Origin of the sequence: uncultured Parasphingorhabdus sp., from assembly GCF_963975555.1 — a bacterium.
Taxonomy (GTDB): domain Bacteria; phylum Pseudomonadota; class Alphaproteobacteria; order Sphingomonadales; family Sphingomonadaceae; genus Parasphingorhabdus.
In genome coordinates, this window is sequence record NZ_CAXBHH010000009.1 from 44,197 (window position 1) to 61,981 (window position 17,785).

Annotated in this window: 24 protein-coding genes; 17 read left to right on the forward strand and 7 right to left on the reverse strand. The window is 51.2% G+C overall.

What is annotated here, in order from left to right:
• Window positions 1–42 precede the first annotated feature (42 nt).
• The 10 genes from AAC060_RS14630 (at window position 43) to AAC060_RS14675 (ending at window position 6,902) form a co-directional block, all read left to right on the forward strand.
• Window positions 43–546, forward strand: coding sequence for a flagellar basal body-associated FliL family protein (locus AAC060_RS14630; RefSeq protein ID WP_339827717.1), 504 nt, complete (start codon window positions 43–45; stop codon window positions 544–546).
• Window positions 547–569: 23 nt separating this feature from the next.
• A complete protein-coding gene (locus tag AAC060_RS14635; RefSeq protein WP_339827520.1) occupies window positions 570–1,493 on the forward strand; it encodes a FliM/FliN family flagellar motor switch protein in 924 nt (307 codons plus the stop codon).
• Window positions 1,494–1,511: 18 nt separating this feature from the next.
• A complete protein-coding gene (gene fliN / locus AAC060_RS14640; protein WP_339827720.1) occupies window positions 1,512–1,844 on the forward strand; it encodes a flagellar motor switch protein FliN in 333 nt (110 codons plus the stop codon).
• Entirely contained in the window at window positions 1,844–2,098 is a 255-nt protein-coding gene (locus AAC060_RS14645) for a flagellar biosynthetic protein FliO (protein ID WP_339827522.1), read from the forward strand. Before fliN ends, AAC060_RS14645 begins: the two co-directional genes overlap by 1 nt.
• On the forward strand, window positions 2,088–2,864 hold the full coding sequence (gene fliP / locus AAC060_RS14650; RefSeq protein ID WP_339827524.1) for a flagellar type III secretion system pore protein FliP: 777 nt from the start codon (window positions 2,088–2,090) through the stop codon (window positions 2,862–2,864). Before AAC060_RS14645 ends, fliP begins: the two co-directional genes overlap by 11 nt.
• Before the next feature lie 3 nt (window positions 2,865–2,867).
• Window positions 2,868–3,143, forward strand: a complete 276-nt coding sequence (locus tag AAC060_RS14655) for a flagellar biosynthetic protein FliQ (RefSeq protein WP_339827526.1) — start codon at window positions 2,868–2,870, stop codon at window positions 3,141–3,143.
• Complete coding sequence (gene fliR, locus AAC060_RS14660; RefSeq protein ID WP_339827528.1) at window positions 3,140–3,922, forward strand: flagellar biosynthetic protein FliR; 783 nt, start codon at window positions 3,140–3,142, stop codon at window positions 3,920–3,922. Before AAC060_RS14655 ends, fliR begins: the two co-directional genes overlap by 4 nt.
• Window positions 3,922–5,064, forward strand: a complete 1,143-nt coding sequence (locus tag AAC060_RS14665) for a flagellar type III secretion system protein FlhB (protein WP_339827529.1) — start codon at window positions 3,922–3,924, stop codon at window positions 5,062–5,064. Before fliR ends, AAC060_RS14665 begins: the two co-directional genes overlap by 1 nt.
• A gap of 67 nt (window positions 5,065–5,131) precedes the next feature.
• A complete protein-coding gene (gene fliD, locus AAC060_RS14670; protein ID WP_339827531.1) occupies window positions 5,132–6,484 on the forward strand; it encodes a flagellar filament capping protein FliD in 1,353 nt (450 codons plus the stop codon).
• Window positions 6,485–6,488: 4 nt separating this feature from the next.
• Entirely contained in the window at window positions 6,489–6,902 is a 414-nt protein-coding gene (locus tag AAC060_RS14675; protein WP_339827533.1) for a flagellar export chaperone FliS, read from the forward strand.
• 16 nt (window positions 6,903–6,918) lie between these two features.
• On the opposite strand, the gene AAC060_RS14680 is transcribed toward AAC060_RS14675, so the two are convergent.
• The 3 genes from AAC060_RS14680 to AAC060_RS14690 all read right to left on the reverse strand — a co-directional run bounded on the left by AAC060_RS14680 (window position 6,919) and on the right by AAC060_RS14690 (window position 9,696).
• Complete coding sequence (locus AAC060_RS14680; RefSeq protein WP_339827535.1) at window positions 6,919–8,019, reverse strand: sigma-54 dependent transcriptional regulator; 1,101 nt, start codon at window positions 8,017–8,019, stop codon at window positions 6,919–6,921.
• A 329-nt stretch (window positions 8,020–8,348) separates the two neighbouring features.
• Complete coding sequence (locus tag AAC060_RS14685) at window positions 8,349–8,831, reverse strand: MarR family transcriptional regulator (RefSeq protein WP_339827537.1); 483 nt, start codon at window positions 8,829–8,831, stop codon at window positions 8,349–8,351.
• 523 nt (window positions 8,832–9,354) lie between these two features.
• The gene (locus tag AAC060_RS14690) at window positions 9,355–9,696 is read right to left on the reverse strand and encodes a PilZ domain-containing protein (protein ID WP_339827540.1); all 342 of its coding nucleotides are present in this window, start codon (window positions 9,694–9,696) and stop codon (window positions 9,355–9,357) included.
• Between the two features lie 302 nt (window positions 9,697–9,998).
• Between AAC060_RS14690 and AAC060_RS14695 the strand changes: the two genes are divergently transcribed.
• The gene (locus tag AAC060_RS14695; protein WP_339827542.1) at window positions 9,999–10,988 is read left to right on the forward strand and encodes a diguanylate cyclase; all 990 of its coding nucleotides are present in this window, start codon (window positions 9,999–10,001) and stop codon (window positions 10,986–10,988) included.
• 247 nt (window positions 10,989–11,235) lie between these two features.
• Window positions 11,236–12,078: a class II aldolase/adducin family protein gene (locus AAC060_RS14700; RefSeq protein WP_339827544.1), complete on the forward strand. Its 843-nt coding sequence runs from the start codon at window positions 11,236–11,238 to the stop codon at window positions 12,076–12,078.
• Here AAC060_RS14700 and AAC060_RS14705 read toward each other — a convergent pair.
• The 4 genes from AAC060_RS14705 to AAC060_RS14720 all read right to left on the reverse strand — a co-directional run bounded on the left by AAC060_RS14705 (window position 12,075) and on the right by AAC060_RS14720 (window position 14,302).
• Window positions 12,075–12,626, reverse strand: a complete 552-nt coding sequence (locus AAC060_RS14705; RefSeq protein ID WP_339827547.1) for a hypothetical protein — start codon at window positions 12,624–12,626, stop codon at window positions 12,075–12,077. The genes AAC060_RS14700 and AAC060_RS14705 overlap by 4 nt on opposite strands.
• A 46-nt stretch (window positions 12,627–12,672) precedes the next feature.
• Entirely contained in the window at window positions 12,673–12,876 is a 204-nt protein-coding gene (locus tag AAC060_RS14710; RefSeq protein WP_339827550.1) for a hypothetical protein, read from the reverse strand.
• A 289-nt stretch (window positions 12,877–13,165) separates the two neighbouring features.
• Complete coding sequence (locus tag AAC060_RS14715; RefSeq protein ID WP_339827551.1) at window positions 13,166–13,579, reverse strand: holin family protein; 414 nt, start codon at window positions 13,577–13,579, stop codon at window positions 13,166–13,168.
• Between the two features lie 171 nt (window positions 13,580–13,750).
• Window positions 13,751–14,302 carry a glycosyl hydrolase 108 family protein gene (locus AAC060_RS14720; RefSeq protein WP_339827553.1) on the reverse strand — a complete coding sequence of 184 codons (552 nt, stop codon included), beginning with the start codon at window positions 14,300–14,302 and terminating at the stop codon, window positions 13,751–13,753.
• A gap of 194 nt (window positions 14,303–14,496) precedes the next feature.
• On the opposite strand from AAC060_RS14720, the gene AAC060_RS14725 reads away from it, so the two are divergent.
• From AAC060_RS14725 to AAC060_RS14745, 5 genes are all read left to right on the forward strand, one after another.
• Window positions 14,497–15,126, forward strand: a complete 630-nt coding sequence (locus AAC060_RS14725) for a peroxiredoxin (protein WP_339827555.1) — start codon at window positions 14,497–14,499, stop codon at window positions 15,124–15,126.
• 11 nt (window positions 15,127–15,137) lie between these two features.
• Window positions 15,138–15,695: a hypothetical protein gene (locus AAC060_RS14730; protein ID WP_339827557.1), complete on the forward strand. Its 558-nt coding sequence runs from the start codon at window positions 15,138–15,140 to the stop codon at window positions 15,693–15,695.
• Between the two features lie 60 nt (window positions 15,696–15,755).
• A complete protein-coding gene (locus AAC060_RS14735) occupies window positions 15,756–16,115 on the forward strand; it encodes a hypothetical protein (protein ID WP_339827560.1) in 360 nt (119 codons plus the stop codon).
• 30 nt (window positions 16,116–16,145) lie between these two features.
• Window positions 16,146–16,781, forward strand: a complete 636-nt coding sequence (locus AAC060_RS14740; RefSeq protein WP_339827562.1) for a hypothetical protein — start codon at window positions 16,146–16,148, stop codon at window positions 16,779–16,781.
• 113 nt (window positions 16,782–16,894) lie between these two features.
• On the forward strand, window positions 16,895–17,707 hold the full coding sequence (locus tag AAC060_RS14745; protein WP_339827564.1) for a universal stress protein: 813 nt from the start codon (window positions 16,895–16,897) through the stop codon (window positions 17,705–17,707).
• Window positions 17,708–17,785: the final 78 nt, after the last annotated feature.

The window sequence follows — 17,785 nt, forward strand, 5'->3', positions numbered from 1 at the left end:
CCAAAGAGCAAGAAAAAAGGCAAGTTCAAAACCGCACTACTCGTGACGGGTTTGATCGCTTTGCTCGGCGGAGGAGGCGCTGCTGGAGGTTTTTATGCTGCTGGAATGATCGGTGGAGATCATGAGGCCGCTGAAGATCCGAACATGCCCAAGATCATCATGAAAGACGGAACCTCCGTCAGTCAAAAAGAAGCTAGCCAGACGGCGCCGAAACAAGCGGCCAGTGCGTTCAAGATAACCTATCACCAGATTGAACAGCCGTTTACGTCGAACTTGTCGAATTCAGACAGTTTCGCTCAATTGTCGTTGGCGGTTTCGACATATTATGACGAGCGCGTTTTCGAAAATGTCGTCAATCATGAAATCGCCATTCGATCAGCGGTCCTGATGGAATTAGGGCAACAAGATGCGCTGGAACTGGAAGCACCGGAAGGCAAGCTCAGGCTGAAAAAAAGGCTCCGTGATATTATCAATGAAACGCTGAAAGAGAAAACGGGCTTTGGCGGAATTGAGGACGTCTATTTTACCAACATGGTTGTTCAATAAGCGCTTTTGAAAGTAGCAAAATCATGACGAATTCCAAATCATCCAAAACCAAGCCCAGAGCGGCGGCAAAAGAGAAGATAGCTGCTGCCGTAAGCCATAGCTTGCTTAAAAAAGGCGGTCCAGACGGTATTCTGGTGTCGGCCTACAAGAAGGTCGAAAGGAAACTGGATGGCGTTTTGAAGCTGCATCTTTCCAATGTCATCGATTGTGAAATTGAAGTCGAAGTCAGCGACAGTGCAAAGCTGTCGTTCAAAGATTGGACTTCCGTTCTGGATGACGAGTCAGTTTACCTGGAATTTCAACTGGGTGGATCGGAGAGTCCTATTTTGGTTCGCGTAGCCCGGACATTTTTGAGTGCATCGGTCGATTGCTTCTTTGGGGGTCAATTTGATGGTGCATTGCACAGTGCCGGTGACCTGAAACAATCTGAAATTGCGATGATCAACCGGTTGGCTAGCGGGATTGCGGCCGGACTGTCGGACGCTTGGTCGACGCTTTGTGAATCTCCGGTTCGCTATAACCGCTATTTCCACGACAAGGACGATATTGAACTGGATTTGGACGACGAAAATGTTCTGGTTTCGGCTACATCTATTCAACTCTCCGGCCACGAGATCGCGGCGATGGATATCCTCCAGACACTCGACGGATTGATTGCAATCGAGCCGCAATTAAACCGTCCCCATCACCGGGAGGCGAACGAGATCGACCCCGCCTGGAAGGCCAGTCTCAAAGATTCTGTCGCACAGGTTTATATGCCTGTCCGTTCGGTTCTTGCCCGTCCGACCATGCAGCTGTCCGAGCTTTCGAGGCTTGCTGTTGGAGATATTCTACCCGTTGCGGCCACCGACAATGTTCCACTTATTGTCGGAGATCTGGTTTTTGCCCACGGCAGCATCGGCGAACAAAATGGCGGTGTAGCGTTCAAAATTAAACAATTTTTATAGGACTAGAAGATGAATGATATGACTCACGATAGTAAAATTCTGGACGCCGCAGCGGGCGGTGATGTTGAGGGGGCTTCTGCCCAGGATCATTATCGTTTCTTGTCCGATATCAAAGTTCGACTTTCGGTTGAAGTTGGCAATGTGTCGATGACAATATCCGAAATAATGGATCTGCGAGAAGGGTCTGTAGTCGAACTCGACCGGCAGGTTGACCAATTGATCGACATCAATGTCAACGGAACATTGGTGGCCCGGGGTGAAGTCGTTCCGGTAAAGAATAAATTCGGTGTGCGTATCGCCGAGATCGTGTCCAACGGCATGACGCGTGCGCGTGTGGAAAGGCGCAACTGATGACCTTTTACATCGTCAAGCTGTTTATCATGGTGCCAATGATCGGCTTGCTGATCTACGGCTCGCTCTGGCTCTATCGCAAATATCAACCTCAGATGATGATGCGGCAGAATTCAAATCTTTTGAACGTCGTCGAGACGGTTCCGATGGGTGTGCAGAGCAAACTGGCAGTGGTTAATTTTGACGGTCGTCAGATTCTGTTGGCGGTGACCCGTAACGGTATTCAAAAGATAGATATTCACCATGCGGACTAGTTGGAAAATATTTCTGGGCACCGTGCTGTTTTTCGCATCTGCCTATGCAGCGGACCCGGCATTTGCTCAGGATGCTGCTCCCGGAGCTTCGGCTGCACTCGAACGTGCATTGGACGACGTCTCTGGCGATGGCCAGCCACTGAGTACAACATTGCAGATCCTCATCGTCATGGGTTTGATGACCGTGTTGCCATCGCTCATTTTGATGATGACCAGTTTCACGCGGATTATCATCGTCTTGTCGATTTTGCGCCATGCACTTGGATTGCAGCAGACACCGCCCAACCAGGTACTGCTGGGACTTGCTCTCTTCCTCTCTATGTTCGTTATGGCACCGCAAATCGAGCAAATAAACGAGCAGGCGATTGCACCGTATTCGGCCGACGAGATCGGTTTAACAGAAGCAATCGAGAAATCCGGAACGATCATGCATGGCTTCATGGCTAAGCAGACCCGGCAAAGTGATCTCAAATTGTTCATGGAACTGTCCGACAAGGACGGCTTTGCATCGGCTGAAGAAATCCCATTCTCGATAATGTTGCCGGCTTTCATCACCAGCGAATTAAAGACGGCCTTCCAGATCGGATTTCTAATTTTTCTGCCATTCCTGATCATCGATCTGGTGGTGGCGGCGGTCCTGATGGCGCTCGGTATGATGATGCTTTCACCCGTGATTATTTCAATGCCATTCAAATTGCTATTGTTCGTGATGATCGATGGCTGGGCGTTGACCATGGGGTCTCTTGCCAGCTCTTTTGCGACTTAGATCATGACCGATAACCCAGATTTCTTTATTGGCATTGCGCAACAGGCGCTTTGGATCACCGCACTGGCAGCTGCCCCGTTGCTTATCCCCGCGCTTTTGGTCGGGATATTACTGGGCATGGTGCAGGCCGCTACATCGATCAACGAACAAACCTTGAGCTTTGTCCCCAAACTCGTTGTCGTAGCTGTTGTTCTCGGTGTTTTTGGCGGTTCCATTCTGCTGTTGATCGCAGATTTCACTCGCGAAATCTACGGCCGGATCCCGGATCTCCTGTTATGATTGCTCCAGGTTTTGCAGAGGTTGAAGGCCAGATGTGGATGTGGCTGATGGCGATGATCCGGCCGAGCGCAGCTATGGTTGTAGCACCGATTTTTGGTGCCGGGAACATTCCCATACAGGTTCGCATCGTGCTTGCGTTCATGATCGGAATGGTCGCGACCAATAGTGTAGCCTTTGAACTCCCAATGGAAACTGCAATTTCCTTGAGTAATATCTTGTTCGTCTTGGGTGAAGTGATCACCGGTCTGGCGATCGGTTTCGCGCTCCAGCTTGGCTATTCCAGCGTGCTGATTGCCGGAGAAACGATAAGTAACGCGATGGGCCTTGGATTTGCCAGCATGTCAGATCCGCAAACCGGCCAATCTACTCCCGTAATAGGTCAATTCCTGACCATTTTTGCGACCCTGCTTTTGCTCGCTATTGATGGACACCTGCTGCTGGTAGCGACCATTGTCAAAAGCTATGCTGCGCTGCCTCCCGGCTTTGCGATGATGGACACTGGTATGTTCTACAGCATGGTGCAATTTGGCGGAACATTGTTTTCAATGGGATTGCTTATTGCCCTGCCAGTAGGTGGTGCCCTCATTTTGGTCCAGTTGATGATGGGGTTTCTCGCCCGGACCGCGCCCGCGCTTAACCTGTTTGCGGTCGGTATACCGGTAACGATAACCGTCGGCCTGGTGGCTTTGGCTGTTACCGCACCGATCATCGCCGACGCTGTGATTCAGGCATTGGGTATGGGACTTGATCAGGCGGCCCTCGTCGCAGGAGGCAGATAGTGGCGGAAGAAGCCCAGGGCGGTGGTGAAAAAACCGAAGCACCAACCCCGAAGAAATTAGAAGATAGTTCCAAAAAGGGTGATGTCCTCCAGTCCCGCGATTTGGGCGGTGCGATGATCATATTTGTCGGTACGATTGCGTTCCTGATGTTTGGCGGTCTGCTTTTTAAGGCGCTGACCGATATGGTCGCGCTTGCGCTCGTCATTCACCCCGAGGATATCGAGGCGTTCGATGTCGGCGGTCGGAGCGCAGCTTTGGTGTCCAGCATAGTACCGGAATTCATGAGCCTGTTTATATTGTTGCTGGTTGCTGCGGTTGCGACGCCGGCGATGCTGGGTTCGTTGGGCTTTCGGTGGTCGGCGATGAAGCCCAAGCCATCAAAACTCGATCCGATAAAGGGGCTGAAGCGCATTTTTGGTATGAACGGCGTGATGGAACTCGGCAAATCGTTGATAAAAGTTGTTTTGATCGGAGCGGTGGGCGGATCGATCCTATATTTGCATTTTGATCAGATGGCGCAGCTCGCCGCGCAAGATTTAGACAAAGCAATCGAGAGTTTTGCATCCTTATTCCTGAAGCTTCTTATCGGTATTTGCGTTAGCATGATGCTGATCGCGATGATTGATGTTCCGATCCAGCTATTCCAGCGTAGCAAGCGTCTGAAAATGACGAAGCAGGAAATCAAGGATGAATATAAGGAAAGCGAAGGGTCTCCCGACGTTCGTGCACTTCAGCGTCAGCGGCGTAGCGAGATGCTCAACGATTCCACTCGAAAGGCTGTTGCCGAAGCGACGGTCGTCTTCGTCAACCCAACTCACTTCGCCGTGGCCCTGCGATATGACCGGGACCAGGATATGGCACCTGTCGTGCTTGGTAAAGGATGCGATGCCATCGCGCTTGCCATGAGGGAAATGGCCGGTGAAATTGGCAAGCCGGTGATGGAATATCCGGATCTGACAAGATCGATATATTATACATCGGACGTCGGAGATGTGATTGATGAACGCCTTTATGCTGCTGTTGCCATGATCCTTAGTTTCCTGATCCAGCTTGATGCCAAATTGGTCAGTCCGATTCACAAGCCCAAAATCTCGCTGCCCGATGACGTCAGATATAGCGTTGATGGGGAGCGGATGGCCTAATTTTAGTTTCGATCAAACCATTAATTCTATTCAAGCCACACCGTAGAATACCCAAAGGAGTTCTATTATGGTCACAAATATCGTAAATAGCCTTGGATTAGGCTCGGGACTTGATACATCGCAACTGGTCACCGATCTCCTGGCAGCCTCACAAGGGGTGAAGCTGTCTCAGCTTGACGCGAACGCCTCACTGAATTCCTCTCGAATATCCGCTATGGCTGCTACCCAGTCTGCGTTGTCGACTTTTTCCGCCGCGGTGAAAGAGACGTTGAATGGAACGGGTTTTGTCGGTGACCTCGTCTCTGGCCGCCAGGATCTGGCACTCGCGACGGTATTGGATGGCGCCCGGCCAGAAGGATTGCCTGCTTCGGTTGAGGTGGTGCAAATCGCTGTTGCCCAGCGCGAAATATCGGATGTATTCGCCAGCGCTTCCACTGCAGTCGGCGAGCGAACGCTGACTATCAACAACAGCGGCGGTAGCTTCGAAATTGTCATCGATGGTACGAACAATAGTCTGACCGGCATGCGAGACGCGATAAATGCGAGCAACAGCGGCGTAACAGCTATGATATTGACGGACAACGCGGGCGCACGTCTGATTTTGGAGGGGCAGGAAGGTGTGGCGAATGCCTTCACCATAACGCAAGGGGGTGTTTCGCCCGCGATGAATCTGAATAATATCGCAACAACTGCCGACAGCATCGTCAAAGTCGACGGTATCGAACTGACCAATAGCAGCAACACAATCACCGGCGCTATACCCGGGGTACAAATTTCTCTCTTGGGCGCTGAAGTAGGCACCCAGTTCACGATAAACGGGGACTCCGCCCCGTTGGATGTTGCGAGTCTCGTGACAGAATTTGTGGCCGCCTATAACAGTCTGCGCACTGCGTTGAATGACGCAACCAAGGCTGGCGCGGTTGGAATCTCTGCCGGTCCTCTGTCTGGCGACCGTGGCGCCCGCGAGGTCATCCGCATGCTTGGCCAGTTGACGTCAACGCAGCTTACCGATGTAGGTGATTTCAAGACGCTCGCTGATATTGGCGTGCGCACAGAAAATGACGGTACGCTAAGTATCAATCAGGCGCGTCTTAATGCCGCCATTGCGTCGGATAGTGGCGCTATTAAATTAATGCTCGAGCCTGTTGTTACCACCGGTACTCAGATCGGGTTGTCCGGTGCGCTCGACGCTATTGTCACAACTCTCGAGGGTGATTCTGGCGCTTTGACCGTCGCTCAGGAGCGTTTGGAAGCAATCCAGGAGTCCTTCGCCACAATGCGTGAAAAGATCGAGCTCGACAGTGAGCGGATGCGCGAACAGCTGGAAAACTCATTCGCCGGGCTCGAACGGCAACTCTCGATTCTACGTTCGACACAATCTTATCTTGAACAACAATTCGCCTCTTTTTACGATGACTAAAGATATGGGAAAACCACAGAATATGACATTTCAGTCCCGAATTCAAAGAGCCTCTAGCTATCAGTCCATTGCAAAGGAAAGCCGCGTTTTAGCGGCTGACCCCTATGAACTGGTTGCAGTATTGTTCGACGAACTGCGCGAAACGCTCGACCTGATGATAGGAAGTGCGCGGCGCGGCGACGATGCCCGTATGTTTCAGCATAGAGGAAAAGCTTTGGCTATTCTCAGCGGACTGGATGAATCGCTGAATTTGGAGATGGCGGGGGATTTGGCGCACACTTTGCACCTCATTTACTCGGAAGCTGCAAAGCGTATTCAGATGGATGGTAAAGAATCGTGTGTCGAACGAATCGAGTCCGCGCGGGAAATGATCCATGAAATCGAAAAGGCGTGGACCGCTATCGCACCATTCCACTAGGTACAGTTTTGCGCGGTTAAACGGCGATCGGGTAATTCATACGATCTTCAACACGCCAGTCGATGTTATGCTTGCGCATTTTGTCGATCATGGTGGTTCGTTTGATGTTGATTGAACGCGCCGCTCGAGAGACGACACCATGCGACGTGTTTAGCGCGTTCATGATGATACGGCGTTCTTCAAATTGAAGATGTTCATTCAGATCGCGAACGTCGCTTTCCCGAGGTACAAAATCCGCGGCATATGGTGCGGATGAAAATGGCTCGGTTTGTGCGGTTCGCGGCAATTCTGTCGATATTGGTGCCGGTGCGCCGGCATCCTGCATCACTGGTGCGATGTCGGATTGCACCAGCATGGCAACATCGCTGGCTAAAATCTGTTCTCCGGAAAAGAAAACCAATGCGCGTTCGACAACGTTGCGCAATTCACGCACATTACCCGGCCAATCATAGCTCTGCATCGCGGCGAATGCCTCTGCCGTAAAAATGGGGAGGGGGTTCCGTGAATCTTGATTGTTGAGGAAATGCGCAACCAATGCCGGAATGTCCTCCGCTCTTTCCTTGAGCGCTGGTACTTCGATCGGTATAACACATAGGCGATAATAGAGATCTTCACGGAATGACTTACTTTTGATGCACTCGCCAAGATGTTTATGTGTGGCCGCGATAACCCTCACATTAACGTTGATATTGTGATTGCCGCCTACCCGGTTGACGATACGCGTTTCCAGTACCCGCAACAGCTTTACCTGCATGTTGATCGGCATATCGCCAATCTCGTCGAGAAATATGGTGCCGCCGTCGGCTTGTTCAAACAACCCTACATGCTGGTTTACGGCGCCGGTGAAACTACCTTTTTCATGACCGAAAAGTTCGGACTCAATCAATTGATCCGGCAATGCGCCGCAATTGACGGCGATATTGGCTGCATTTCCGCGATCTGAAATGGCATGTATTACCTCTGCAACAACTTCCTTACCGCTGCCGGAAGGGCCATTGATCATGATCGAACTGTTGCAACGGCCAGCGAATTTTATGATGGTACGCAATTGCTGCATTTTTGGACTGTCGCCTATCAGCTTTTCAGCAAGCAATGTCTCTAAATTTACATCAGTCATGAAACTACCCAGATAACAAATCCACACGCATCCCCGAATTGCCGGGGAAGGGTGGTTCGAAGATCCCGCAATCTCCGAACCGTCACCTGGTAAGGTCTGAAATGGACAAAGATGGTTAAATATGCGTTAATGAAGTGACGTCATTTCAGCGAAAGCAGAAATTTCCGGAACTTATGGAAGCCGAAAATCACAGGCGGTGAGGATGAGCAAGTTTTCTGTCTCGGAAAAAATGGGGTCTATTGCAGTTAGCAAGATGTAGCCAGCGGGCAGATTACGGTGTGATAATTGTTGCTATGAAATTATCTGTGAACACCGTTGGCGCACGGGTTTCAGAGTGGGGAGCTGGTGAGAAGCTTTTCGATCTTTTCCATGCAGTCAGAGGAAAGCGAAACAAAGATCATTCGATTGTCTGCAGGATTTGGCGTTTTTTCAATTAAACCCTGTTGGACCATTACGTTAATATATCTCATCGCAGTCGTCATCGGTATACCGGAACTGTGCGCGATGGCTGAAACCGTCACCCGTTCCTCTTTTAGGCCACAGATGTAGATATCGAGGCACATGTTCCAACATGAGTCCGAGAATAAGCCATTTCCGGAATCCATGGTCTGGGATTTTAGTCGCCCCCAATGCAGATAATTCGTGGCACGACCAATCAGATCAAGAGAGCCCCGCTCGTTATTGACGACAATTTTGTCTTCGTTGGATCCGTCGAGTGAATACGCCAGTCGTTTGTCCAGTATCTCGAATCTTTCGTTTGCCCGCTGAAGGGCCGATCGAAGTTCCGCTAGCTCAGATTCCACATTATCCATTGCCTTCACACTGCAATTTTAGAGCCCCCCCAGGTTCTGCTAATCTTTGCAAAAAAACGTCTAGTCACATTCTTGAGCTTCTTCAATAATGCGTTGTAATTATTACGATTGTAACTAAAATATCTTGGTCGATTTAGATAGATACGCTCTATCGGCACGGAGGACAATCGGATATCTTGGATGCCATGAGAAAGGGGGCTTATCCAAGCGCATATTGATATCAGTAGGTTGATATTGAAGCCAATAATGCGGGCGATGATGACGGATATTTTTCTTCCGTCAGACAGCGGGAAATTACGACAAGAAATTCGGAAAAACCAAAAGGCCATCCCAACAGGGTCGCATAATCAACGGTGATCTGGAACTGAGATGGCCCGTTCCAGGATGGCAGAACTTCGGGACTTTAGTTAATCTGGAATTGACGGAGCTTTGTCGTTCCTTCTACGCGTTTATGCTTATTTTTCACATGAAAATTGCCTGTCATCCGCGGCGTAGCCTCGTGATGCGGTTGGCGTTCAGTATATCAAAAATTTCGAAGAACTGAAACAATATGGTCGAGCACTGCTGGATGCAGCGGAGTGGTGAACTCGCAGCCAAAATCATGATATCGCGCCCATCTTATATGCGCTCCGAGCGTTTGCAGGCCGGGTAAAGTCACGAAAACCAGTTTGTCTGTATCAAGATTTGTGCAACTTAGCATTTTGAAACCGGTGACGGAAAGATCCGACAATGTAGCGCGAAACAGCTGTGTATTGGATTGCCGGACAAATATTTCCGCGGTTACCGCTTCGCGGTCGTTTCCACGCCTGCTATCCGTCGAAAGAATATCGTTCCGATCAGGTATCACATCAACGCGGGGTGTCATTATTCCATCCTCAGCCAAGTTGCCACGTGGATATGAACGGCAAAAACATCGACAAATTAAGCGCGTTCATCAAATGCGACGGTCTGCAATGACTGATTTTTAGCGATATGAGATCTCGCGTCGAGATCGAGAAACATCGAAACCGGTTCGCGCGCTCCTTGCAAGAACATGAAGCCGGTCTGATGGATTCAAAGTTCCCTTTGCCGTGACCTCGTCATTCTCTTCAGCAACCAATTAACCTCCTTAGCTTTTTGACGCGATGACCGTCTCTCATACTAATGTTGGTCAAATTGGATGATAGAATGAAGATAGATCGGATCTTCCAATTCGAAGCGGAAATCGCCCGGCAATTTGCTCTGGAGCGCTATGATGTTCTGGATACCGTTGAGGAATATCGCTTCGACCAAATTACGATGGCGGTGAAATCGGCTCTCGACGTTCCAATTGTCGCGATTTCATTGCTCGATGGAAAGCGGCTATGGTTTAAGTCGAAAATTGGTTTTGAAGCGTCGGAGGTGCCGCGAGATAATACGTTCTGTAATCACGCCATAGGTCAAAATTGTTCTATGATAATTGAAGATGCCACTCTCGATCCGAAGTTCAAGGATCATCCTTCGGTTACAGCTTTCCCTTTTTTGAGAAGCTATGTCGGCGTACCACTGACAACGCCGGACGGACATAATATTGGCACGCTTTCTGCGTTAGATGTCGTTCCTAGACAGTTGGGGCACTCGAAAATTGAATTGATAGAACAGCTAGCTGAACTGGTGATTCATGAGCTCGAATTGCGTCAACAAACCGCCAAAGACCGGTTGACCGGCGCACTGACGCGTAGCGGCTTCTCTGTAGCGGTGCAGAAGGCTATTTCCCTTTATAACCGGCAGAAGATTGAAAGTACGCTCGTTCTTTTTGACGCAGATCTAAATAAAATGGTCACGCACCATTCCGGATGCGGATCAGGAAACGCGCTATTGCGGAAAATTGTCCAGTCGCTGATCGCCCATCTCACGGCGCCAAACTGTGTCGGGCGTATGGGGGGGACGCAATTTGCTGTTCTGCTCACAGCTACAACTCGAGCGGAAGCAAAGGTTTTGACGGAAGATTTGCTGAATATAATGGAATTTAGAAACGCCCGACTGTTTCTCGATATCAGCTTCTCCGAAATATCACCGGCCATCGGAATTTGTGATGACTGGCTCAAACAAGCGAATATCGATCTGAATGTTGTAAAAGGATCGGGCTCCCACCAAATTTATCTGGAATCCGGCAAACGCGCTGACTGCACGGGTTGATATAGAATGAATCGCCCGGCTTCAGCTGCTTCCTTCAAAACCTTACCGTCTCTAATAAATAAGCCGCTGAAAGGGATGTTTTCGTCAAAATCGGGTTCCCGATTGCATGGCGTCTATTTGTCCTTCGGTAAGGCACACCGCTTGCGGCAATACTTGACACCAAGGCACATTAGATAGTTTAGTTGCGGTTGTGGACAATGCATGCCTAATTGCATTGACGATGAAATTTCAAGCGAAGGAAGCGATCATGGCAACTGCGATCCAAACAGACGAATCTGCAATGGGGGTCGGTCCCGGGTTCTCCATCCCCGATCCTCACGAGATACCAACTCTCCAAGGCAAGGTCTCTGAAGCGGAATGGCAGCTGCGCTGTGATCTGGCGGCCACATACCGGCTCTGTGCCATGCATGCGTGGACCGATCTTGTGTTCACCCATATTTCCGCACGGTTGCCGGACGAGAATGGTGAGGAGCGTTTCCTGATCAACCCTTATGGCGTGCTGTTTGACGAGATGACCGCATCGGCATTGGTGAAAATCGATCTCGATGGCAATATCAAGCAGGACACGCCCTATTTTATCAACCCGGCCGGTTTCACAATCCATAGTGCGCTTCACAGCGCTCGTGAGGATGCCGGATGCGTCATCCACGTCCACACGCCTTATGGTATCGCTGTATCAGTTCAGAAGGCCGGGCTCCGGCGCTACACGCAGTTCGCGATGCAGGTGCATGATGACGTCGCTTATCATGCCTATGAAGGTATCGCGCTTGATCTCGATGAGCGTGAACGGTTGATCAATGATCTTGGCGAAAAGAATCTGCTGATCCTCCGCAACCATGGTACTTTAACAGTCGGGCAGAATTGCGCGATTGCCTTCCTGCGCATGTATATCCTCGAGAATGCCTGCAAGACCCAGATAATGGCACAATCGGTTGGCGGGGACGAGCATCTCCACGAGGAGAGTGAAGACATGGGGCATCGGGTTTACCAACAGGCCGCTCCTGCCTTTCAGAAAGGCCTGGGCGACAATCTGATCTGGCCGGGCCTGATGCGGAAATTGAAGCGCACCAATCCGGGATATGATCACTAGAGATCAAATGGCTGGCGGGACAGGATCTCGACTTTTTTGTCGGTGAAGACAGCGGAACCCAGTTCCTGTTTCCTGTCCTTTAGAACTCTGTCGCGCTGGTGAAGGATTTCGACGATCGGATCGTGGAAATGCTGGACAGCGGCCGTTAGCCAGTCGTTGACCAGCGGGTCGCCCGGCGCGCCGGTCATATCGAAATTGCGCAGTTGCGAGGCAATTGCCCCGGCTGGCATCATATATTCATAGGTGACCCAATAATTGGTGGTGAACCAGCTGATCGGCATACCGTCCAAGCCGAAGCTCAGCGCGCCAAAATGGACGACGCCTTGGGTATTTTTGCCGTTGGGCAGCTTTGCGGGCGGCTGATAATAGGGTTCGACATCTTCAAACATGTCGAGGGGCAGGAACATGTGGAAATGCCCATGTTCGCCTTCTTCGCGTTCTTCCGGCTTGTGCGCATGGTAGAACCAGCGCGACTTGTTGCCTGGCGCGATGCAATCCCCTTTGGGATAATGCTGATATTGAACGAAAGGGGCGTCTGCCGGTACCACTCTGGGTACTAGCGAGACGCCCTCTTTAGCTATCTGGCCCGTAAGCTCAAACAGCCTTTCTAATGCATTTTTCAATGCGGAATAAGCTGAGCTTACTCGGTAACTGCGTCAGCAGCTGCACAAGCGGCATCGCCGGTTGCATCAGCAGCGGCACAAACAGCTTCGCCAGTTGCTTCAGCAGCGGCACATGTTGCTTCTTCAGCGGCACATGTTGCTTCTTCAGCAGCACATGTTGCGTCTTCAGCAGCACATTCAGCTACCGCAGCAGCGTCGTCAGCCTGTTCTGCGCATGCAGAAAGAGCAGGAACAGCAAGTGCAAGGCCGCCGGCTACAGCCAGCATTTTACGGAAATTGGTTTCGGTAGTCATTTAATATATCCCCTTTGGATGAACTAGACTTTTCCCTTTATCTGGAAAGATATGGGCATGGCAAGTCTATTTCGTAAATATTGCATTAATCTGAGCGATATCCGGTCGGTGATCCGGTTTTGGGACACTCGTTCAGGCCGATCATAACGGCTGTGATCATATGACCGGTTCCTATCGCTCGACGCCGCGAATTTTCCCCCATTGTCGGGTCACGGTATAGCCGAGATAACCAGTGCCGAAGAGGGCATAAAGCGGCTCCGGTATGCCGGCGAGATAGGCGTTCATGCCTGTGGCTATATCGCGAGCGGCCTCTGGGCGGAACGCGGCGATAAGCCCCATTGGTACCGACCAGAGTAGCAGAAAATACATGACATAGAGAAAACTGGGGCGCGCCCGACTCGTCCAGGGATCGGCCGATTGGGCCTCTGCCAATATGGCGGACATCTGGATACGGGCTTCCTCCAGTTCCTGACTGCTTTCCAGTTTGAGCAGTTCCAGCTTGGCTCTGTCACGCGCTTCCTTGTCGGGAATGATCTTGTCTATGATGTTTGAAACGGGTCCGATCAGGGTCGAGAGAATGGACATTTTAGAAGTTTCCTTTCTGTGTGTCAGATTTCTAGAGTTTGCTAAGCTTGGGCTAGAACCGGACTCTTCAACGGGCTCTTCGGGGGAGGGAAAGTGAAGAAAGAGTCTGAAGAGGCTCGCTGAACTTTACAAACTTTACACTGTTATAAGAAAAATAGATTTTGGCGGAATTCAGCCGATCCGGTTGGCCAGCCAGCCGTAGAGGAAGGCCTGGTTAGCCGGACGTGTTTCCGCAAGTTTGATATAGCGGGCGGCCTGAAGCGCCTCGATGGCCTTGAGCAGCACGGTTTTGCCCTGAGGGCCCCGTTTACGAAGAAAAGCGTCGAGAGCAGCCAGCGTTTTCCTGCCAATTGCACAATCGACGGATATATCCTCATAGTCGCGCCCGTTGCGGTTGAGCGCATTGAGTGCGCGCTGCAGGAAGCCTGAAGCTGTACCCGTGCCCATATTGATCCCGGTATCGAAAAGTTGGGCCGCGATGTCCGGCGCATGTTGGGCGATCTGGTCAAAACCGGGCCGCAGCCAATATTTGCGTTTGTAAATTGCGGCGGCATCCTCGCGCGGGAAATGTCGCATATCGCCAGCATAGCCATGAGCCCGTGCGACGGCTTCGGTAACGCCCCATCGGGTCGGGCCACCCCGGTCCGCGGGATGATTGGAGTAATCACCTTCAAGTTTTATGACTTCGTCGATCAACATATTGATATCCTGGGAACTGGTCATCGGGGAATCGCCTTTCGTGGTTGAAAGCCAAACAGATAACCTATTTGGTTATATGTAGGAAAGCATCGACCACTGCCTACAAACGGATCGCAAACCTTAACATTGCAGGTTTTACGTAGGTTTACGGAGTTATTCGGCTTTTTTCCGTGTGTATCTCGAGGCAAATGTTGGAAACTTCCCAAAGGATAATTTAGATGTCATTACATATTGGCGATACCGCTCCAGACTTCACCACAGACAGCACAGTTGGAACGATCAATTTCCACGAATGGGCAGGGGAGAGCTGGGTGTTTTTCTTCAGCCATCCTGCCGACTTTACCCCGGTGTGCACAACCGAGATGGGCCGGACGGCGCAACTGGCGGACAAGTTTGCCGCGCGCAATACCAAGCCGCTAGGGTTGTCAACGGATACTGCAGAGGAGCATTTGAAGTGGATATCGGACGTCAATGAGACGCAGCATACCAACCTGCAATTCCCGATCGTCGCCGATGCCAGTCTCGAGGTCGCCAAGCTCTATGACATGATTCATCCGGAAGAGAGTGATACGGCGGCCGTGCGTTCGGTGTTCATCATTGATCCGAAGAAAAAAATCCGGTTGATGATGACCTATCCGATGAACGTCGGCCGGAATTTTGATGAAATATTACGCGTGATCGACGCGCTGCAACTCTCGGATGCAAAACGCATCGCAACCCCGGCAGACTGGCGTCCCGGTGACAAGGTCATCATTCCCCCGTCCATCTCCAACGACGAAGCTAATAAACTTTTTCCTCAAGGTTGGGACGAGTTGCGTCCTTATCTGCGCCTGACTGACATTGCTTGAGGATTATCAGCATGGAAGATTCCAAAATATCCGAAGTCAGGGAAGCGGTCGGCATATTCGATGGCGAGGAAAGTTTGCAGGCGGCAATTGATGATCTGCTGAGCCACGGATTTGATCGCGCGGAAATTAGCGTGCTCGCGCCGGTCTCAGCGGTCGAGGAAAAGCTCGGGCACCGTCTTAAATCGGTGGCAGAAATCGAGGATGATCCGGAGGCGATGTCAAAAGCCTATATTCCGGTCGAAACGATCGGCGATGCCGAAGGGGCGGTGATCGGCAGCCTGCTATATGTTGGTGCCTTTGCCGGGATCGTGCTTGTGGCGTCGGGCGGCGCTTTGGCTGCTGCATTGGCGGCTCTTGCCCTGGGCGGTTCAGGTACGGCCGTTGGAGTTGCTCTGGCGCGGTTTATCAAACAACATCATGCTGATTATATCGCGGAGCAGCTTGAGAAAGGCGGTTTGTTGCTATGGGTGCGGACATGGGATCAGAAAGATGAAGAAAAAGCAGTAGAATTGCTGTCTGCCCATTCCGGTCATGACGTCCATATCCACGCGCTTCCGGCACAAGATTAGCATTCGACCTACGCAATATTGCGTATCGCGCGGGCGGGTGCACTCGTCCAGACACGATGCATGACCTGGAAAACAATCCGCCTTGAACTGGCCCGAACCGCTGACCATCCCAATGGCTCGTCAGCCCATGCATATGTCTTCCGCGTTCCGTTGAACGATGAAGGCTTCATTGAACCGGAGGCGCTGAAACAGGCTGAAAAACGGCCTGTTGTGCGGCGGTTCTGGCCGGGGGAAGCCGATCAGAGCGGGGTGGTAATTGCATCACCCAAGGGATGGGTCTTTTCCTACAAAGTCGGCGATGATGATGATGAAAGCATTTTTCGGCTCAAGGATCATCCGCTCAAGGTCGGTGAATATCTTACAATCACGGAAACCGATGGCAGCGAGCTGCCGTTTCGCGTCATCAGCTGTCACGAATAAAGACCAATTGAGATATTACGGGGAAGATATATGTCTAAGAGATTGAACATTGCCGGCTTATTGTCGGTCGCAGCACTGGCGCTGACACTGGCGAGCAGCCCTGCCGCAGCGCAATGCGCGATCGGCTCTGAGCCGTTATCTGACCCGTTCGCGCCCTATGAAGAGCCGGGCGCAATCGTTCACAAGGACAGCGGCTTCGTATTTCCTGCAACAGTCGCGGGATTTCGCCGCCAGTGTGAAATGACAACCGATTTTTCCGGCAATAATTTCGAAATCGGCTATTTGCGGGATTTCGAAGATCATGAAATTGAAATTAAGATCGCGATTATTCATCTCGAGCAATTGAATGCCGAGGATCACTATAAAATCGTAAAACCCGACATGCTGTCCCACTATTCAAGCGCGGCCGTCGTTTCGGAGGGCGAGTATTTCGTATCGGGACGTCCCGATATTGCTGCCTATCAGGGCATTTTCGACGGTGACAGCGATGGAGTGCCTTGGCATTTCAGCGTGACCGCGCTGGACTACGGCTATTGGGATGCGCGATTGACGGCTTCCTATCCGCAGGAAATCGATACCGCAGCGCAAGAGGCTATCATGGAATTGATCACGGCCTTCCAGTGGCAGACACCGACCGGTGGAAAGACAGAAAAAGCGGCGCCGTGAACGGTGAGGGAATCTCTATCCGTATTATTCCTTATACAGGTCAGGGATTTGGCTAGCTAGTCTTCACCCAATGACTGGTCCTGAGCGGGACTTGCAATTCCGGGAGATTATATATGAAATCCGTGCTGCTATATATTGCCGATGATGAGGGTTTTGAGGCCCGCTTTCAGGCCGCACTCGATTTGACCCGTTCGCTGGGCGGGCATCTTCATTGCCTGCGCGTCAATCCCTATAACTCGCAAGTGGCTTTTGACGGCGTCACCGGCATATCGGTGATGTATGATGTCAGCCAGATGTCGCGTGAATTGGATGAAAAACTGCGGGCGGAGATCGAAAAACGTCTCGCTGATGAAGATGTTTCATGGGATTATCGGGAAGAAAATGCGGATCCCGCGCGCGGGCTGTCCAAAAACTCCTCGTTGGTCGATATCATTGTTCTGAGCTCTGCCAGCCAGGATAAAGATAACGCCTTGCCGCTAGGAATTTTGGGCGACGTCCTGTTTAATGCGACCGCTCCGGTCATTGTTCAGCCTGATGACGTGAAAAAGTTCGATGCCTGTGGTGCTGCTCTGGTTGCCTGGAACGGCAGCTTTGAAGCAGGCAATGCGTTGCGCGCTGCGGTGCCATTGCTGAAAATGGCCAGTGACGTCCATATCCTGACGGTCGAGGAGGACAAGGATCACGATCTTCCGCAGCTCGCCGCATCGGAATATCTGGCCTATCACGGTATCAAGTCCGAAATTCACAGCCCACCGGCCGGCAAAGCCCCGGTGGATGCCACGCTGCTCGCAGAAGCGAAAAATGTGAAGGCCGAATATATCGTGATGGGCGCTTATGGGCACAGCCGGGCGAGGGAATTTCTATTTGGCGGCGTAACACGCAACCTCTTCAAAAACTGCCACATACCGCTTGTTGTCTCCCACTGAATGACAAAATATCGTAGCATCGGCAGATCAGATTTTCTTGTGGCAATGCCTCCATTCTGTGTAGGACATGCATATTCG

Excerpts from the sequence above, each read along its gene's own strand:
- fliR (WP_339827528.1), top strand. The coding sequence starts at position 3,140 with ATGATTGCTCCAGGTTTTGCAGAGGTTGAAGGCCAGATGTGGATGTGG.
- AAC060_RS14740 (WP_339827562.1), top strand. The coding sequence starts at position 16,146 with ATGTCTAAGAGATTGAACATTGCCGGCTTATTGTCGGTCGCAGCACTG.
- AAC060_RS14680 (WP_339827535.1), bottom strand. The coding sequence starts at position 8,019 with ATGACTGATGTAAATTTAGAGACATTGCTTGCTGAAAAGCTGATAGGC.
- fliP (WP_339827524.1), top strand. The coding sequence starts at position 2,088 with ATGCGGACTAGTTGGAAAATATTTCTGGGCACCGTGCTGTTTTTCGCA.
- AAC060_RS14685 (WP_339827537.1), bottom strand. The coding sequence starts at position 8,831 with ATGGATAATGTGGAATCTGAGCTAGCGGAACTTCGATCGGCCCTTCAG.
- AAC060_RS14735 (WP_339827560.1), top strand. The coding sequence starts at position 15,756 with ATGACCTGGAAAACAATCCGCCTTGAACTGGCCCGAACCGCTGACCAT.
- AAC060_RS14675 (WP_339827533.1), top strand. The coding sequence starts at position 6,489 with ATGGGAAAACCACAGAATATGACATTTCAGTCCCGAATTCAAAGAGCC.
- AAC060_RS14690 (WP_339827540.1), bottom strand. The coding sequence starts at position 9,696 with ATGACACCCCGCGTTGATGTGATACCTGATCGGAACGATATTCTTTCG.
- AAC060_RS14655 (WP_339827526.1), top strand. The coding sequence starts at position 2,868 with ATGACCGATAACCCAGATTTCTTTATTGGCATTGCGCAACAGGCGCTT.
- fliN (WP_339827720.1), top strand. The coding sequence starts at position 1,512 with ATGACTCACGATAGTAAAATTCTGGACGCCGCAGCGGGCGGTGATGTT.
- AAC060_RS14645 (WP_339827522.1), top strand. The coding sequence starts at position 1,844 with ATGACCTTTTACATCGTCAAGCTGTTTATCATGGTGCCAATGATCGGC.
- AAC060_RS14745 (WP_339827564.1), top strand. The coding sequence starts at position 16,895 with ATGAAATCCGTGCTGCTATATATTGCCGATGATGAGGGTTTTGAGGCC.
- AAC060_RS14700 (WP_339827544.1), top strand. The coding sequence starts at position 11,236 with ATGGCAACTGCGATCCAAACAGACGAATCTGCAATGGGGGTCGGTCCC.
- AAC060_RS14635 (WP_339827520.1), top strand. The coding sequence starts at position 570 with ATGACGAATTCCAAATCATCCAAAACCAAGCCCAGAGCGGCGGCAAAA.
- AAC060_RS14695 (WP_339827542.1), top strand. The coding sequence starts at position 9,999 with ATGAAGATAGATCGGATCTTCCAATTCGAAGCGGAAATCGCCCGGCAA.
- AAC060_RS14715 (WP_339827551.1), bottom strand. The coding sequence starts at position 13,579 with ATGTCCATTCTCTCGACCCTGATCGGACCCGTTTCAAACATCATAGAC.
- fliD (WP_339827531.1), top strand. The coding sequence starts at position 5,132 with ATGGTCACAAATATCGTAAATAGCCTTGGATTAGGCTCGGGACTTGAT.
- AAC060_RS14720 (WP_339827553.1), bottom strand. The coding sequence starts at position 14,302 with ATGACCAGTTCCCAGGATATCAATATGTTGATCGACGAAGTCATAAAA.
- AAC060_RS14725 (WP_339827555.1), top strand. The coding sequence starts at position 14,497 with ATGTCATTACATATTGGCGATACCGCTCCAGACTTCACCACAGACAGC.
- AAC060_RS14730 (WP_339827557.1), top strand. The coding sequence starts at position 15,138 with ATGGAAGATTCCAAAATATCCGAAGTCAGGGAAGCGGTCGGCATATTC.